Annotated in this window: 13 protein-coding genes; 9 read left to right on the top strand and 4 right to left on the bottom strand. The window is 71.0% G+C overall.

Translation table 11 applies throughout. The annotated features are described in order from the left end of the window. Window positions 1–4: 4 nt before the first annotated feature. The 3 genes from OG746_RS02000 to OG746_RS01990 all read right to left on the bottom strand — a co-directional run bounded on the left by OG746_RS02000 (window position 5) and on the right by OG746_RS01990 (window position 3731). Window positions 5–1642, bottom strand: a complete 1638-nt coding sequence (locus tag OG746_RS02000) for a sodium/solute symporter (protein ID WP_266711039.1) — start codon at window positions 1640–1642, stop codon at window positions 5–7. Next, on the bottom strand, window positions 1639–2046 hold the full coding sequence (locus OG746_RS01995) for a DUF485 domain-containing protein (RefSeq protein WP_266711038.1): 408 nt from the start codon (window positions 2044–2046) through the stop codon (window positions 1639–1641). Before OG746_RS01995 ends, OG746_RS02000 begins: the two co-directional genes overlap by 4 nt. A 116-nt stretch (window positions 2047–2162) precedes the next feature. After that, a complete protein-coding gene (locus tag OG746_RS01990; RefSeq protein ID WP_266711037.1) occupies window positions 2163–3731 on the bottom strand; it encodes an MFS transporter in 1569 nt (522 codons plus the stop codon). A gap of 298 nt (window positions 3732–4029) precedes the next feature. Here OG746_RS01990 and OG746_RS01985 point away from each other — a divergent pair, with 298 nt between their 5' ends. The 4 genes from OG746_RS01985 (at window position 4030) to OG746_RS01970 (ending at window position 12202) form a co-directional block, all read left to right on the top strand. Beyond that, the gene (locus OG746_RS01985) at window positions 4030–4818 is read left to right on the top strand and encodes an ABC transporter ATP-binding protein (protein ID WP_266711036.1); all 789 of its coding nucleotides are present in this window, start codon (window positions 4030–4032) and stop codon (window positions 4816–4818) included. Continuing rightward, entirely contained in the window at window positions 4815–7406 is a 2592-nt protein-coding gene (locus tag OG746_RS01980) for an ABC transporter permease (protein ID WP_266711035.1), read from the top strand. The genes OG746_RS01985 and OG746_RS01980 overlap by 4 nt, the downstream gene beginning before the upstream one ends. Window positions 7407–7698: 292 nt before the next feature. Next, a complete protein-coding gene (gene mfd, locus OG746_RS01975; protein ID WP_266711034.1) occupies window positions 7699–11232 on the top strand; it encodes a transcription-repair coupling factor in 3534 nt (1177 codons plus the stop codon). A 151-nt stretch (window positions 11233–11383) separates the two neighbouring features. Further along, window positions 11384–12202, top strand: a complete 819-nt coding sequence (locus tag OG746_RS01970; RefSeq protein ID WP_266711033.1) for a hypothetical protein — start codon at window positions 11384–11386, stop codon at window positions 12200–12202. Here the strand turns inward: OG746_RS01970 and OG746_RS01965 are convergent. Continuing rightward, complete coding sequence (locus tag OG746_RS01965; protein WP_266711032.1) at window positions 12192–12335, bottom strand: hypothetical protein; 144 nt, start codon at window positions 12333–12335, stop codon at window positions 12192–12194. The genes OG746_RS01970 and OG746_RS01965 overlap by 11 nt on opposite strands. 85 nt (window positions 12336–12420) lie before the next feature. Here OG746_RS01965 and OG746_RS01960 point away from each other — a divergent pair, with 85 nt between their 5' ends. The 5 genes from OG746_RS01960 to OG746_RS01940 all read left to right on the top strand — a co-directional run bounded on the left by OG746_RS01960 (window position 12421) and on the right by OG746_RS01940 (window position 17369). Next, window positions 12421–13464: a LacI family DNA-binding transcriptional regulator gene (locus tag OG746_RS01960; RefSeq protein WP_524540362.1), complete on the top strand. Its 1044-nt coding sequence runs from the start codon at window positions 12421–12423 to the stop codon at window positions 13462–13464. Between the two features lie 243 nt (window positions 13465–13707). Further along, window positions 13708–14610 (top strand): poly(ethylene terephthalate) hydrolase family protein, encoded by a 903-nt coding sequence (locus OG746_RS01955; protein ID WP_266711031.1) that lies wholly within the window; start codon window positions 13708–13710, stop codon window positions 14608–14610. 35 nt (window positions 14611–14645) lie between these two features. Beyond that, complete coding sequence (locus OG746_RS01950) at window positions 14646–15677, top strand: endo-1,4-beta-xylanase (protein WP_266711030.1); 1032 nt, start codon at window positions 14646–14648, stop codon at window positions 15675–15677. Between the two features lie 194 nt (window positions 15678–15871). Next, window positions 15872–16594, top strand: a complete 723-nt coding sequence (locus OG746_RS01945) for an HNH endonuclease family protein (protein ID WP_266711029.1) — start codon at window positions 15872–15874, stop codon at window positions 16592–16594. A 4-nt stretch (window positions 16595–16598) separates the two neighbouring features. Further along, entirely contained in the window at window positions 16599–17369 is a 771-nt protein-coding gene (locus OG746_RS01940; protein WP_266711028.1) for an N-acetyltransferase, read from the top strand. Window positions 17370–17386: the final 17 nt, after the last annotated feature.

The following is a 17386-nucleotide window of genomic DNA, read 5'->3' as shown; positions in this document are numbered from 1 at the left end:
GCTCTCAGCGCCGCGTGCTCTCGCTCGGCGCCGTCGCCGAGCCCGCCAGGATCCACGCCTCCACGGCCTCGTACTGCTGCCGCTGGGTGTCGGCCCTGCGCCGGTCCGTGAGGACCGTGCCGAGCCAGCCGAACAGGAAGCCCAGCGGGATGGACACGACGCCCGTCGTCGTGAACGGGAACCAGTTGAAGTCCATGCCGGGGAACGCCGAGGTCGGCGAGCCCGACACCAGGTTGGTGCCGGTCATCAGGACGACGCAGGCCGCCGTCCCGCCGAGCAGCGTCCACAGCAGACCCGCGCGCGTGTAGCGGCGCCAGAAGAGGCTGTAGACGAGGGCCGGTGCGAGGGCGGAGGCGCCCAGGCAGAACGAGAGCGTGATCAGTGGTTGCAGATTGCGGTGCTGGAACGCGCAGGCCAGGGCGATCGCGAAGGCGCCGACGCCGAGGGCGGACATTCGGGCGATGGTCAGTTCCGAACGGTCCGTCAATCCCCGCTTGCTGTACGCGATCACGTCGTGCGCGAGGGAGTTCGCGCAGGCCAGGATCATGCCCGCGACCGAGGCGAGCAGCGTCAGGAACAGCGCCGTGGTGACGGTGGTGAACAGCAGGGACTCGCCCGTGCTCGTCGTCGCGCCGAAGACGGCCCGCGCCCCGAGCAGATAGGCCGTGTTGCCCTGCCGGTCCGCCTGCGTGATCGCCTGGCTGCCGAGCATCGCCGTCGCGCCGAAGGCGACCACGGAGATGATCAGGACGAACAGGCCGACCGCGGACACCGCCCAGGTCATCGAGCGGCGCACCTCGCGCGCGTGCCGGGCCGTGTACATGCGCATCGTGACGTGGGGCAGCGCGGCCCCGCCGACGACCACCGTCAGCTCCGAAGTGATCATGTCGAGGCGGGGTGCGGGGCCGTGCGTGAACTGGAGGCCCGAGCTCAGATAGGCGTTGCCCGCGCCGCTGCCGCGGGCGGCGGCCGCGAGCAGGGTTCCGGGGTCCCAGTCGAAGCGGCGCAGGACGAGCAGGGCGATCACCAGGCCCGAGCCGAGCAGCATCACGATCTTGAAGATCTGAATGACGGCGGTGCCCTTCATGCCGCCGATCACCGCGTAGCTGATCATGAGTGCGCCGAGCGCGATCACGCCGGCCGTTTTGAAGATCTCGTTGGTGAAGCCGAGCAGGAACGCCAACAGGTCGCCCGCGCCCGCCAGTTGGACCAGCATGATGGGCATCAGGGCGGCGATCGTGGCCGCGCAGGCCGCCATCCGCACGGAACGGCCCGGCATTCGCCGCGCCAGCGTGTCGCCCATCGTGAACCGGCCCGCGTTGCGCAGTGGTTCGGCCAGCAGGAACATCAGCAGCATCAGGGAGAGCGCCGTGCTCAGGGCGAGCACCACGCCGTCGTAGCCGAGCAGCGCGATGATGCCGCCGGTGCCGAGGACGGTGGCCGCTGAGATGTAGTCGCCCGCGATGGCCAGGCCGTTGCGGATCGGGCCGAGGCGGCCGAAGCCCGTGTAGAACTCCTCGAGGCCGTCGCGGTCGGGGCCGGTCAGGACGCACAGCAGCAGCGTGATCGTCGCCACCGCGGTGAACGCGACCAGGGACATGGCGTCGGTGGACGCGGCGGCGACGGCCGGACCCGTGGTCATCGCGCGTAGCCCCCGCCCTTGCGGCACTGACGGCGGATCCGGTGGACGAGCGGGTCCACGCGGCGTCGCGCCGAGTACTCGTACAGGACCAACGCCAGGCAGGTGACCGGGAGTTGGCACAGGCCGATGAGCAGTCCCGTGGAGAGGCCGCCGGTGGCCGAGCGGTTCATGAGGCCCGGTGCGAACGCGGAGAGCAGCAGGAACAGCGTGAAGTACCCGAGGGCGGTGAGGGTGGCGACGCGGCGCTGCCAGCGGTAGGCGGTGCGCAGCAGGCGCAGTTCGCCGCTGGGTGCGTCGGGATGGCGCGGAAGGCGGTGCGAGTGGGGGTGAGCGGGGGCGCGCGTGTGGGGAGGGGGGTACGCCTGGAACGGATAGGGCTGCGACGGGTGCGGCTGGGACGACATCCCTGTTCTCCTTGCGTGGCTCGGGTCCGCCGGGGACTGGGCGGACCGCAGGGAGTGTGTGGGGAGCCGGAACGTTACTCGTAGGTAGACGAGTTGGGGAGCGTTTGGGTGAACGATCAGTCGGTGCCGGGCGACTTTTCTTGTACGTGAGGTGAGTGTTGCTGGTGGGGGAGTTGTGCCGCGGATGACTTTTCCTGCCCGCTCTTCTCCGCTACGGGATCGGGAGCCTCCGATTCCAGGACGGGAAAGCGCCGCGGGGCCAGCGTCAGGAGAACGAGCAGGGCGACTCCGGCGGCGCAGGCCGCGCCGACGTACACCGAGTCGACCGCCGCGTCGATCGCCCGGCGCACCTCGTCGGCGCCCGAGTCGCGCGCCACCGCGTCGAGGTCGGCGCCGGAGCCGAGGCGCCCCGCGATCACCCCGTTGGCGACCGCTCCGAAAGCGGCGGCGCCGACCGTCTGCCCGATCTGCCGGTAGAAGAGGACCGACGCGGTGGCGGTGCCGCGCTCCGCCCAGCCGACCGTGGACTGCACGCCGACGATGAGCGGGAGCTGGAAGAGACCGAGGGCCGCGCCGAGCAGCAGGCTGAGCAGCGTGGGCTGCCAGACCTCACCCGGATACGGCAGCAGCAGCGGGAACGCGGCGAGCAGCACCAGCGCCCCCGCCATCCCGATCGCGGCCGTGTCCCGGAAGCCGATCCTGCGGTACACGTGCTGGCTCAGGGCCGCCGAGACCGGCCAGCTCAGCGTCATGACGGAGAGCACGAAGCCGGCGGCCGTGGGGGACAGGCCGAGGACGGACTGTGCGTACGTCGGCAGGAACGCGGTCGGCGCCACCATCAGCAGGCCCATCGCGCCGAGCGCCAGGTTGACCGCCGCGATGGTGCGCCGCCGCCACACCCAGCCCGGCAGGATCGGCTCGGCCACCCGCCGCTCGATCAGGAAGACGGCGCCGATGAGCGCAACTCCCGTACAGAGCAAGGCGATCGAGGGGACCGACCCCCACGCCCACGCGACCCCGCCCTGCACCAGCCAGGTCAGCAGCGCCCCGCCGGCCGCGAACACCGCGAGCGCGCCCGCCCAGTCGATCCGCGGCCGCGCCGCGTTCTCCCGGTCCGCCCGGGGTTCGTGCAGGTGCCGTACGAGGAGGAAGAGCGCGACGGCGCCGACCGGCAGGTTGATCAGGAAGATCCAGCGCCAGCCCGCGAACGAGGCGAGCAGCCCGCCGAGCGCCGGGCCGAGGACCGACGAAGTGGCCCACACGGTCGACAACTTGGCCTGGATCTTGGGGCGTTCCTTCAGGGGGTAGAGGTCGGCCGCCAGGGTCTGCACGGTGCCCTGGATCGCGCCGCCGCCCAGGCCCTGCACCACCCGGAAGGCGATCAGGGCGCCCATGTTCCACGCGGACGCGCACAGCAGCGAGCCGACCAGGAACAGCACGCTGCCCGCGATCAGCACGGGCTTGCGGCCGAAGGTGTCCGACAGCTTCCCGTACACGGGGAGGGTGACGGTGACCGCGAGCAGATAGCCCGAGAACAGCCAGGAAAAGACGGAGAAGCCGCCGAGGTCGCCGACGATCTGCGGCACCGCGGTCGAGACGATGGTCGTGTCGAGCGCGGCGAGCGCCATGCTCAGCATCAGCGCGGCGACGACGGCTCCGCGGCGTCGGTCGGTGGTCCCCTGCATGTGTTCCCCCTGCACGTATCTACGTCAGGAGCTTATGCGGGTGGAGGCGCCCCTGAGTAGACGTCCACCGAGGGGTGGACCTCCCCTAAGGGGACCTCCGTACAAGGGGCCAGGGGCGGTTCGTCCCGATGGAGGACGAGCGGGCGCAGGGGGGTTCGTAGCGTTTGGGTGGTGGGGTTTTCCCCCGGAAAAGACGGGGCTTTTCCACAACGCGCCGGGGTACCCCGCTCCACCAGACTTGGCCGCACAAGGCGTTGATCCCACGCATCCGAGGCGTGACCGACTTAGGAGACTTACCGTGACTACGGCTGCAACCATTCCCGGGTACAGGGACACTGGACAGAGTTCGGCCGTCGCCGCGCGGGCGCTTCAGCTCGTGAAGGCGTACGGGACGGGGGAGACCCGAGTCGTCGCGCTCGACCATGTCGACGTGGACATCGCCCGCGGCCGGTTCACCGCGATCATGGGCCCTTCGGGCTCCGGTAAGTCGACGCTGATGCACTGCCTGGCGGGCCTGGACACGGTCACGTCCGGGCAGATCTTCCTCGACGAGACCGAGATCACCGGCCTCAAGGACAAGAAGCTCACCAAGCTGCGCCGGGACCGCATCGGCTTCATCTTCCAGGCGTTCAACCTGCTGCCGACGCTGAACGCGGTCGAGAACATCACGCTCCCGATGGACATAGCGGGCCGCAAGCCGGACGCCGCGTGGCTGCGCCAGGTCGTCGAGACCGTGGGGCTCGCCGACCGCCTGAAGCACCGGCCCACGCAGCTCTCCGGCGGACAGCAGCAACGGGTCGCCGTGGCCCGGGCGTTGGCCTCCCGGCCGTCGATCATCTTCGGTGACGAGCCGACCGGAAACCTCGACTCGCGCGCCGGCGCCGAGGTCCTCGGCTTCCTGCGCCGCTCCGTCGACGAGCTGGGCCAGACGATCGTGATGGTCACGCACGACCCGGTGGCCGCCTCGTACGCGGACCGCGTCCTCTACCTCGCCGACGGCCGCATCGTCGACGAGATGGCGCGCCCGACCGCCGAGGCCGTCCTCGACCGCATGAAGGACTTCGACGCCCGAGGTCGCACATCATGAGTGCCAACACGGTCATGAAGACCTCGCTGCGCAACTTCGTCGCGCACAAGGGCCGGATGGCCCTCTCGGCGGTCGCCGTGCTGCTCTCGGTCGCCTTCGTCACGGGAACCCTCGTGTTCACCGGCACGATGGACAAGACCTTCGACAAGCTCTTCAGCGCCACCGCGTCCGACGTCACCGTCAGCCCCAAGGGCTCCGGGACCGAGGGCAGCGACACCGGGCGGCCCGAGTCGCTGCCCGCGTCCGCGCTCGCGGCCGTGAAGAAGTCCGAGGGCGTCAAGTCGGCCGAGGGCGCGGTCAGTTCGATGAACGTGACCGTGGTGAACTCCGACAACAAGAACATGGGGTCCACCACCGGCGCACCGACCATCGCGGGCAACTGGACGCACAACGACCTGCGGTCCATGGAGATCACCACCGGGCACTCGCCGCGCGGCCCCACCGAGGTCATGGTCGACTCCGACACGGCGGACAAGCACCACCTGAAGCTGGGCGACGAGCTGCGCACCATCGCCGCCACCGGCGACTTCAAGGCGAAGATCACCGGCATCGCCGCCTTCAAGGTGACCAACCCCGGCGCGGCCGTCGTCTACTTCGACACCGCGACCTCCCAGCGTGAACTCATTGGAAAGACCGGGCAGTTCACCCAGATCAACGTCGCCGCGGACAGCGGCGTCAGTGACACGCAGCTCAAGAAGGACGTCGCCGCGGCTCTCGGCACCGGCGGCGCGTACAAGATCCAGACCCAGCAGGAGACCGCGGATGCCAACGCCGCGGACGTCGGCTCCTTCATGGACGTCATCAAGTACGCCCTGCTCGGCTTCGCCGGCATCGCCTTCCTCGTCGGCATCTTCCTGATCATCAACACGTTCTCGATGCTGGTCGCCCAGCGCACCCGCGAGATCGGCCTGATGCGCGCCCTCGGCTCCTCGCGCAAGCAGGTCAACCGCTCGGTGCTGGTCGAGGCGCTGCTGCTCGGCGTCGTCGGCTCGGTGGTCGGCGTCGGCGCGGGCGTGGGCCTGGCCGTCGGCCTGATGAAGCTCATGTCGTCCATGGGCATGGAGCTGTCCACCGGCGACCTCACCGTGAAGTGGACGACCCCGGCGATCGGCCTGCTGCTCGGCATCGTCGTCACCGTCCTCGCCGCGTATCTGCCGGCCCGCCGCGCGGGCAAGGTCTCCCCGATGGCCGCGCTGCGCGACGCGGGCACCCCGGCCGACGTCAAGGCGGGGGCCGTACGCGCAGTCATCGGCCTCGTCCTCACGGGCGGCGGCGGGTACGCGCTGTACCTCGCCGCGCAGGCCGACAAGGCGAGCGAGGGCTCGCTGTTCCTCGGCGCGGGGATCGTCGCCTCGCTCATCGGTTTCGTCGTCATCGGCCCGCTGCTCGCCGGCATCGTGGTCCGCGCCATCAGCGCCGTGCTGCTGAGGATGTTCGGCTCGGTGGGCCGCATGGCCGAGCGCAACGCGCTGCGCAACCCGCGCCGCACCGGCGCCACGGGCGCGGCCCTGATGATCGGCCTCGCGCTCGTCGCCTGCCTCTCCGTCGTCGGCTCCTCGATGGTGGCCTCGGCGACCGACCAGCTCGACAAGTCGGTCGGCGCGGACTTCATCGTCGAGCCGAGCAACGGCGACATCACACCGCAGGCCGCCGCGGCCATGAAGAAGGTCCAGAAGGGCGGGAGCGTCTCCCATGTCACCGAGGTCAAGTTCGTCAAGGCGACACTGACCACCCCCTCCGGCGCCAAGGAGAAGGAGGAGATCTCCGCGGCGAGCCCGAGCTACGCCGAGGACCTGCGGCGCGACATGACCTCCGGGCAGCTCTCGGCGGCGTACGGGAAGAACGCGATGTCGGTCGGCTCGGAGTTCGCCGAGCGCCACCACATCAAGGCCGGTGACACGATGACCGTCGCCTTCGACCACGGGCGGACCGCCAGGCTCAAGGTCGCGGCGATCACCTCGGACGAGGACACGGTCTTCGACAAGGGCGCGATGTACACGAACGTCGCGACGGCCACGCGATACCTGCCGGCGGACCGGGTGCCGCTGAACGGGATGATGTTCGCGAAGGCGGAGCCCGGCAAGGCCGACCAGGCGTACAAGGCACTCAAGGCCTCCGTCGCCGCCGACCCGACCGTCAAGGTCAAGGACCAGACCGACTACAAGCAGACGCTGAAGGACCAGATAGGCCAGCTCCTGAACATGATCTACGGGCTGCTCGCGCTCGCGATCATCGTGGCGGTGCTCGGCGTCGTGAACACGCTGGCCCTCTCGGTGGTCGAGCGAACCCGCGAGATCGGCCTGATGCGGGCCATCGGCCTCTCGCGCCGCCAGCTGCGCCGCATGATCCGCCTGGAATCGGTGGTCATCGCCGTCTTCGGCGCACTCCTCGGCCTCGGGCTCGGCATGGGCTGGGGCGCCACCGCACAGAAGCTGCTCGCCCTGGAGGGCCTCGGCGTCCTGGAGATCCCCTGGCCGACGATCATCGCGGTCTTCATCGCCTCCGCCTTCGTGGGCCTCTTCGCGGCCCTGATCCCGGCCTTCAGGGCAGGCCGCATGAACGTCCTGAACGCAATCGCGACGGAATAGCCGTCCGGCCTCCTGCCCCCGCGGAACTTCATCCGCGGGGGCCTTTGGGCGGCTGGGCCATTCAAGCCCCTGCGGCGCTTGAGCAGCGGGGTCCGGGGCGGAGCCCCGATCTTTTCAGCCCCGCCGGCGTTTGAGGCGCGGGGTCCGGGGCAGAGCCCCGAGTCCGCAACCCCGGGTAGCCGGAAACGTTCAAACGGGTGAGCCCCCGGAGGACGACGTACGCTGGAACCCCCGGCCCGTACCACGTGTCGGGCCCTTCGCGTTGCCCACTGACCCGGGACGGATCTTCTCCATGAGCCTGCACGGACTGCTCGACGCCGTCGTCAAGGACGCGGCCCTCGCTGAAGCGGTGAAGGCCGCGGGGGACGGCAACCGGATGCACGTCGACCTGGTGGGCCCACCCGCGTCCCGCCCCTTCGCGATCGCCGCGCTCGCCCGCGAGGCGAAGCGCCCCGTCCTGGCGGTGACCGCCACCGGGCGCGAGGCCGAGGACCTGGCCGGCGCGCTGCGCTCGCTGCTGCCGGAGAGCGGCATCGTCGAGTACCCGTCGTGGGAGACGCTGCCGCACGAGCGGCTCAGCCCGAGGTCGGACACCGTCGGCCGCCGCCTCGCCGTGCTGCGCCGCCTCGCCCACCCCACCTCCGACGACCCGGAGACGGGCCCGGTCTCCGTCGTCGTCGCGCCCATCCGCTCCGTGCTGCAGCCGCAGGTCAAGGGCCTCGGCGACCTGGAGCCCGTGGCCCTGCGCAGCGGGCAGAGCGCCGACCTGGAGGAGACCGTCCAGGCGCTGGCCGCGGCGGCGTACGCCCGGGTCGAACTCGTGGAGAAGCGCGGCGAGTTCGCCGTGCGCGGCGGCATCCTCGACGTCTTCCCGCCGACCGAGGAGCACCCCCTCCGTGTCGAGTTCTGGGGCGACGACATCGAGGAGATCCGGTACTTCAAGGTCGCCGACCAGCGCTCCCTCGAAATCGCCGAGCACGGCCTGTGGGCCCCGCCCTGCCGCGAGCTGCTGCTCACCGCCGACGTCCGCGCCCGCGCGGCGGACCTCGCAGAGCAGCACCCTGAGCTGGGCGAACTGCTCGGCAAGATCGCCGAGGGGATCGCCGTCGAGGGCATGGAGTCCCTCGCCCCCGTCCTCGTCGACGACATGGAGCTGCTGCTCGACGTGCTGCCGGCCGGATCGATGGCCATGGTCTGCGACCCCGAGCGCGTACGGACCCGGGCCGCCGACCTCGTAGCCACCAGCCAGGAATTCCTCCAGGCGTCGTGGGCCGCATCCGCCACCGGCGGCAAGGCCCCCATCGACGTAGGGGCGGCGTCCCTGTGGGCCATCGCGGACGTCCGGGACCGGGCGCGCGAGCTCGGGATGATGTGGTGGTCGGTGTCCCCGTTCGCGGCGGACACCGTGGACGGGGAGGCGGACACCCTTCAGCTCGGCATGCACGCTCCGGAGACGTACCGCGGTGACACCGCCCGCGCGCTCGCCGACACCAAGGGCTGGCTCGCCGACGGGTGGCGCGCGGTCTACGTCACCGAGGGCCACGGCCCCGCGGCCCGCACCGTCGAGGTGCTCGGCGGCGAGGGCATCGCGGCCCGCCTGGAGAAGGACCTCGGCGAACTCGCCCCGTCCGTCGTCCAGGTGTCCTGCGGCAGCCTCGAATTCGGCTTCGTGGACCCGGGGTTGAAGCTCGCCGTCCTCACCGAGACCGATCTCACCGGGCAGCGGGCCGCAGGCAAGGAAGGCGCCCGCATGCCCGCGCGGCGCCGCAAGACGATCGACCCGCTCACCCTCGAATCCGGCGACTACATCGTGCACGAGGCGCACGGTGTGGGCCGCTACATCGAGATGGTGCAGCGCACGGTGCAGGGCGCGACCCGCGAGTACCTCGTCGTCGAGTACGCGCCCGCCAAGCGCGGCCAGCCCGGCGACCGCCTCTACATCCCCACGGACCAGCTGGAGCAGATCACCAAGTACGTGGGTGGTGAGGCCCCGACGCTGCACCGCCTGGGCGGCGCCGACTGGACGAAGACGAAGGCGAAGGCGAAGAAGGCGGTCAAGGAGATCGCCGCCGACCTGATCAAGCTGTACAGCGCGCGCATGGCGGCGCCCGGCCACGCCTTCGGCTCGGACACCCCCTGGCAGCGGGAGCTGGAGGACGCGTTCCCGTACGTGGAGACGCCCGACCAGCTGACCACGATCGCCGAGGTCAAGGAGGACATGGAGAAGACGGTCCCGATGGACCGGCTGATCTGTGGCGACGTCGGCTACGGCAAGACGGAGATCGCGGTCCGCGCCGCGTTCAAGGCGGTCCAGGACGGCAAGCAGGTCGCGGTCCTCGTACCGACGACCCTCCTCGTGCAGCAGCACTTCGGCACGTTCACCGAGCGGTACGGCCAATTCCCCGTCAGCGTCAAGGCGTTGAGCCGCTTCCAGACGGAGACCGAGTCGAAGGCGACGCTCGAAGGACTGCGGGACGGCTCGGTCGACATCGTCATCGGCACGCACCGCCTGTTCTCCTCCGAGACCAAGTTCAAGGACCTGGGCCTCGTCATCGTCGACGAGGAGCAGCGCTTCGGTGTCGAGCACAAGGAGCAGCTGAAGAAGCTGCGGGCCAACGTCGACGTGCTGACGATGTCGGCGACCCCCATCCCCCGTACGCTCGAAATGGCGGTCACCGGCATCCGCGAGATGTCGACGATCACGACGCCGCCGGAGGAGCGCCACCCGGTCCTGACCTTCGTCGGCCCGTACGAGGAGAAGCAGATCGGCGCCGCGATCCGCCGCGAACTGCTCCGCGAGGGCCAGGTCTTCTACATCCACAACCGGGTCGAGTCCATCGACAGGGCGGCGGCCAGGCTCCGGGCGATCGTGCCGGAGGCGCGGATCGCGACGGCGCACGGCCAGATGTCCGAACAGGCCCTGGAACAGGTCGTCGTGGACTTCTGGGAGAAGAAGTTCGACGTCCTCGTCTCGACGACGATCGTCGAGTCCGGCATCGACATCTCCAACGCGAACACGCTGATCGTGGAGCGCGGCGACAACTTCGGCCTGAGCCAGCTCCACCAGCTGCGCGGCCGCGTGGGCCGAGGCCGCGAGCGCGGCTACTCCTACTTCCTCTACCCGCCCGAGAAGCCCCTGACGGAGACCGCGCACGAACGCCTCGCCACCATCGCCCAGCACACGGAGATGGGCGCGGGCATGTACGTCGCGATGAAGGACCTGGAGATCCGCGGCGCCGGAAACCTGCTCGGCGGCGAGCAGTCCGGGCACATCGCGGGCGTCGGCTTCGACCTGTACGTACGCATGGTGGGCGAGGCGGTCGCGGACTACCGCGCCTCGCTCGAAGGCGGCGTCGAGGAGGAGCCGCCGCTGGAGGTCAAGATCGAGCTCCCGGTCGACGCGCACGTCCCGCACGACTACGCGCCCGGCGAGCGCCTGCGCCTCCAGGCCTACCGCGCCATCGCCTCCGCGAACACGGAGGACGACGTCAAGCAGGTCCGCGAGGAACTCGTCGACCGCTACGGCAAGCTGCCGGAACCGGTGGAGAACCTGCTGCTCGTGGCGGGCCTGCGGATGCTGGCGCGGGCCTGCGGGGTCGGCGAGATCGTGCTCCAGGGCAACAACATCCGCTTCGCGCCGGTGGAGCTGCGGGAGTCCCAGGAACTCCGCCTCAAGCGCCTCTACCCCGGCACGGTCATCAAGTCGGCCACCCACCAGCTCCTCGTGCCGCGCCCGAAGCCGAAGAAGATGGGCGGCAAGCCGGTGGTCGGCCGGGAACTGCTGGCGTGGGTCGGGGAGTTCCTGACGACGATCCTGGGTTCGTAGCACCTGGAGTCTCAGCGGCGACGGTGGTGGGCCCGGACCCTTGCGGGGGTCCGGGCCCACCACCGTCTTCCGCGTTCCGGGCCGCCGCGGTCCGTGCATGCGCTATCTTTCTCCCCCGATCCTTCACATTTCCATCACATACGGGATGCGCATGTCGTACACACCAGCCCCGCCGGCTGCTCCCCGGGGCGGCGAGCCCCTTGCGAACTTCGGCGCCCGATGCGCCGGACGGGCCCTCATAGCCGTGCTCAGCTTCGGCCTGCTCGCCTGGCTGCCCTTCGCGTGGACCGCGCTGCGCCGGCGCTCGGCGGGGGACGCGGGGCTCGCCGCCGTCGCGTTCGTCGGCGCGGTGGTGGCCGTGGTGATCGGCACCGGTGGCGCCGGAGCGGTCGTGGCCGTCGTTCTCGCCCTCGGCGGGGCCGTCCTCGCCGGACTGCGCACGCCGCGCACGCGGATGGTCCAACAGCCGTCGCTGGGCGGGTCGTTGGCGGCCGTCGCCGGAGCCGCGGTCGCCCTGATGGTCGCCGTGGGCGTCTTCGGCGCCGGTACGTCCCCGAAGACCGATGACGTCGCCGACTCGCGGTCGGTGCGTCCCGCCGCGTCCACGACGACGCCCGCCCCGGTCACGTCCTCGCCGCGGCCGTCCGCCACGCACAGCGCGACGCCGAGTGCGACACCGAAGCCGACGCACTCGGCGACCCCGACCCCGACGCCCACCCCGACCCGCACCAAGACGCAGGCCCCGGCCCCGACGCCCACCAGGACCAAGGCCCCGCCGCCCGCCCCCACGCACTCCAGGACGCAGGCTCCGGCCGCCCCGGCCTGCGAGATCGTCTCCAGCGCGGGCAACTGCTACAGCGCGGGCCAGTTCTGCCGCAACGCCGACGTCGGGAGCACCACGCACGCCGAGAACGGCCGGATCATCAAGTGCGCCTCGGACGGCAGCCGCAACCGCTGGGTCAACACCTGACGGACACCTGCGACAGCGCCGCCGCCAGCCGCTCCCGCACCGCCACCTGCGCCGTGCTCCGCCGGCCGATGCCGGTGCCCGCGCCGGTGACGACGGCCGTGCGCCGGGCCGTGGCGGTGTTCGTGGTGTTCATGCGGGGATCGTCCGACCTTGACGCCAGTGACAACGTCGAGTCGAATCGGCCCGCAGGCGATGTCGGTTGATCGGGAAGAGTGGTCGTGGCGGACAGCCGTGAGGGTACGTCGGCGGGCAGCGGGAAGGCCGCGCGCGATGAGGGTCCGGCGTCGGTGCGGATCGCGCACATCGCCGCGTTGGCGGGAGTGTCGGTGCCGACGGTGTCGCGGGTGCTCAACGGCAGGCCGGGGGTGTCCGACGGGACCCGGGCCCGGATCGAGGAACTGATCAGCGAGCACGGATACCGCAAGACCTCCGACAACAGGCAGAAGTTCGTGGAGCTGATCTTCCGCGAGCTGAAGAGCATGTGGGTGGGGGAGATCATCCGCGGCGTCGAGGAGGTGGCCCGCAGGAACCGGGCCGGTGTCATCGTCTCCAAGTTCGGCCTGCACGACGCGGACGCCTCGGTCGACGACACCGTGGGGCGGCGCCCGCTGTGCGTACTGTCGGTGTTCCAGCTCCCCGAGGCGGAGCGCGAGCGGCTCAGGGCGAAGGGCATCCCGTACGTCGTCTTCGACCCGATGGACGACGTGCCCGACGGCGTCCCCTACGTCGGCGCCACCAACTTCAAGGGCGGCCGGTCGGCGACGCGCCACCTGATCGCCCTCGGCCACCGGCACATCGCCCTGATCGGCGGCCCCGACCACGCGTTCTGCCTTGCCAGGGCGGCCGGTTACCGATCCGCGATGGAGGCGGCCGGGCTGCCCGTGGACCCGGACGCGACGGTCCGTGGGCCGCTCACGCGCGAGGGCGGCCAGGCCGCGGCCCGGGCGCTGCTGGGCCGCCCCGACCGGCCCACCGCGATCGTCACCGCCAACGACATGCAGGCACTCGGCGTCTACCAGGCGGCGCGCGAGGCCGGGCTGCGCGTCCCGCAGGACCTGAGCGTGGTCGGCTTCGACGACATGCCGGTCGCCGTCTGGGCCGATCCGCCGCTGACGACGGTGCGCCAGCCGCTCGACGAAATGGCCGCCTCCGCAACGGAGTTGGCCCTCGCGCTGGGCCGTGGGGAGCGGGTGCGGCAGCTCGGTGTGGAGATCGCCACGGAACTCGTGGTCCGCGAGAGCACGGCGGCGCCGCGGAGTTGAGCGCTGCCGCGCCGACCGGATTTTTTCTCCGTCCTCCAAGTCGCCCGCTCACCAGTGGTGTTGAAACTTTCCCGCAAGAGTTTCGGTCCAGCTGCCGAAACAATTGCGCGAGAAGCGTTGACCGCTCACCGTCAAGCCCTCCATCATTCCTACGTCCGAAGGCCCGGCCGTCGTCCGGTATTTCGACCAATGGCGGCCTGAGCTGCACGCATGCGCACCCCCCCACACCCAAGGAGTTCACGCATGTCGTTGAAGCGACGTACCTTCCTCGGCCTGACCGCGGCCGCGACGGCGGGGCTGAGCGTCCCCCTGCTCGACTCCGGGCTGCACCCGGCCTCGGGGGCCGAACAGGCCGCGCCCGCACAGCAGTTCGCGATCGGAGTGCGCCAGTTCAACTGGAGCCGCGGCAGCCGCTCCCTGTTCACCAAGGTCTTCTACCCGACCCCCGGCGCCCCCGGCGGCGCCCCCGTTCCCGACGCCCCGCTCGCCGACGGCGTGTTCCCCGTCGCGGAGTGGAACCACGGCGCGTACGGCAACTCCGACTCGTACGCCTCGCAGACCCACGCGATAGCCTCCGCCGGCTTCATCTGTCCGGCCCCCTCGATCTCCGACAACACCAACATCGGCTCCGTATACGGCGGGGAGTGGTCGAAGGACGTCTCCGAGGTCCTCACCCGGACCCTGGCCCTGAACCAGAGCGGCCCCTTCGCCGGGCACATCGACACGGCGGCGGGCGTCGGCGTCTCCGGGCACTCGATGGGCGGCATGACCATCCACGGCCTGCTGACCGCCTGGCCCGACGACCGGATCGTCGCCGCCGTACCGGTCGCCTGCGTCGACATGGGCACCCCCGCCGCCTCGGTCCACGCGGGCACGCTGTTCATCCACGGCGACAAGGACCCGACCTGCGACTACGCCCTGGCCCGGCGGGCGTACGCGGAGCTGCCGGCGACCAAGGCGTTCCTCACCCACCTCGGCGCGGACCACGCCTCGTACCTGAACCCGGGGTTCCCCACCTTCGACCGGACCCAGAACACCCTCGTGGACTGGTTCCGCTGGCGCCTGTACGACGACACCGCCGCCCGCGACCGGCTCGCCGCCGACGCCACCGGCGACGGCACGCGCTGGGAAGCCGCCCTGTCCTGAGCCCCACAAGGCCCCCCACCAGAGAGGGAAGCGCCATGACCGACAGCTCCTCCAGAACCCGCACCTCACGACGGACCAGATCCGTGCTCGTCGCCGCGGCGGCCGGCGCCCTCGCGGCAGCCGCCGCCCTGACCCTGTCGCCCACCGCCCAGGCCGCCGACACGCTCGGTGGCGCGGCCGCCGAGCACGGCAGGTACTTCGGCGCCGCGGTCGCCCCGCGCCTCGGCGAGAGCGACTACGAGTCCACGCTCAACCGCGAGTTCTCCAGCGTCGTCGCCGAGAACGCGATGAAGTGGGACGCCACCGAGCCGAGCCCGAACCAGTTCAACTTCAGCGGCGGCGACGACCTCGTCAACTACGCACAGCAGCGCGGCAAGTTCGTCCGCGGCCACGCCCTCGTCTGGCACGCCCAGCAGCCCGGCTGGGTCCAGGGGCTGACCGGCGACAGCCTGCGCCAGGCCATGCGCAACCACATCACCAAGGTCGCGGGACACTACGCGGGCAAGATCGACACCTGGGACGTGGTCAACGAGGCGTACGAGTGGGACGGCAGCCGACGCCAGTCCAACCTGCAGAAGCAGCTCGGCGACGGCTGGATCGAGGACGCCTTCCGCACCGCGAAGGCGGCCGACCCCAAGGCCAAGCTCTGCTACAACGACTACGGCACCGACGGCGTCAACGCCAAGAGCGACGCCATCTACCGGATGGTCAAGGACTTCCGCGCCCGCGGCGTCCCGCTGGACTGCGTCGGCTTCCAGAGCCACCTCTCCTCGAACGAGAACCTCAGCACCTATAAGCAGAACCTCCAGCGCTTCGCCGACCTCGGCGTGAACGTACAGATCACCGAACTCGACGTCGGCGGCTCCGGCTCGGCGCAGGCCAACGTGTACCGGCAGGTCGCCCAGGCCTGCGTGGCCGTCGCCCGGTGCAACGGCATCACCGTGTGGGGCGTCACCGACAAGTACTCCTGGCGCTCCCAGGAGACCCCGCTCCTCTTCAACGGCTCGTACCAGAAGAAGGAGGCGTACGGCGCGGTCCTCTCGGCGCTGAACAGCGCGACGGGCTGAGCCGGCCGGCCCCGGCCCTGTGGCGTTTACGACACCGGCGAGCGCCGAACTCACGTATCTGCTGGGCCCGTTGTGGGTAGCCGTCATCGGGTCGGGCCTGCTGCTTTCCGTGGCCACGCTGGGCATCGGCACGGTGTGATCATGCCTCGGATACGGTGAGTGGACCGAACGCGAACAAAAGGGGAGGTAGCGCCGTGCTGCGAGGCGCTGTACGGGCCGGGGCCGCCGTGCTGGTGGCCGTGGTCGCCGTCACCGGGTGCGAGGCGGCGACGGGCGGGGGCGGCGAGGCCGGTCCGGAGCCCCAGGGCAAGGCGGGCAGCGCGCTCGCCGCCGTCGGCTCGCTGACCGTCAAGGGGCGTGCCCCGAAGACCGGTTACGCGCGGGAACGGTTCGGCAGCGCCTGGGCCGACACCAACTCCAACAGCTGCGACACCCGTGACGACATCCTCAAGCGGGACCTGGAAGGCGTGCGTTACTCGGACGGCGACTGCAAGGTCGTCTCCGGCACGCTCTCCCCGGACCCGTACGGCGGCAAGGACATCTCCTTCACGCGCGGCCGCAGCAAGGTCGACATCGATCACCTCGTCGCGCTGTCCGACGCCTGGCAGAAGGGCGCCTTCCAGTGGGAGCCGAGCAAGCGCATCGCGTTCGCCAACGACCCGCTGAACCTCCTTGCCGTCGACGCGACTCCCAACCGCAGCAAGGGAGATGGCGACACCGCCACCTGGCTGCCGCCCAACAAGGGGTACCGGTGCACGTACGTCGCCGGGCAGGTCGCCGTGAAGAAGAAGTACGGGGTGTGGGTGACCGCCGCCGAGCGCGACGCCATGAAGAAGGTGCTGGGCACCTGCCCGGACCAGAAGCTGCCGACGGGCGGAAATCCGACTGCGGCGCCTCCGCGCTTCCATGCACGATGACCGCATGAGCACGCATCCCGCCGCCCCCGACGGCCTGACCGTCACCACCCTCGCCGAGCGGCCCGAACTGGTCGGGCCGCTGTGGGCCATGCCCGACAACTGGCCCGTCTTCGTGCCGCACGACCCGGTCGGCGCCCTGCTGATGCACCGGGTGCGCGACGAGCTGCCCGAGTACGTGCTCGTCGCCACCGACGCCGAAGGGGCCGTCGTGGCCCGGGGCTTCAGCGTGCCGTTCGCGCTGCGCGCCGAGGGGCGCGGGCAACTGCCCGACCGGGGCTGGGACCAGGTGCTGACGTGGGCCTTCGCCGACCGCGCGGCCGGACTCGCCCCGGACACCGTCAGCGCGATCGAGATCACCATCGTGCCCGGGATGCAGGGCAAGGGACTGTCCGGGCGGATGCTCGCGGCGATGCGGGACAACGCGCGCGCCCGGGGTTTCCGCGAGGTCGTCGCGCCGGTCCGGCCGAGCGCCAAGCACCTGGAGCCCGCGACCCCGATGAGCGCATACGCGTACCGCGTAAGGGAGTCGGACGGGCTGCCCGCCGACCCGTGGCTGCGCGTGCACGTCCGCGCGGGCGCCGTCATCGACAAGGTGGCGCCCGCCTCGATGACCGTGTCCGGATCGCTGGAGCAGTGGCGGACGTGGACGGGCCTCGCCTTCGACACCGCCGGTCCGGTCGAGGTGCCCGGCGCGCTGGTGCCGGTGCGCTGCGAACCGGAGGGCGGCTACGCCGTGTACGTCGAGCCGAACGTGTGGATGCGGCACGCGCTGTGAGCGCCTGCCGCACCACC

The organism is Streptomyces sp. NBC_01016, from assembly GCF_026341035.1.
GTDB lineage: Bacteria > Actinomycetota > Actinomycetes > Streptomycetales > Streptomycetaceae > Streptomyces.
This window is presented reverse-complemented; position numbering and strand designations above follow the sequence as displayed.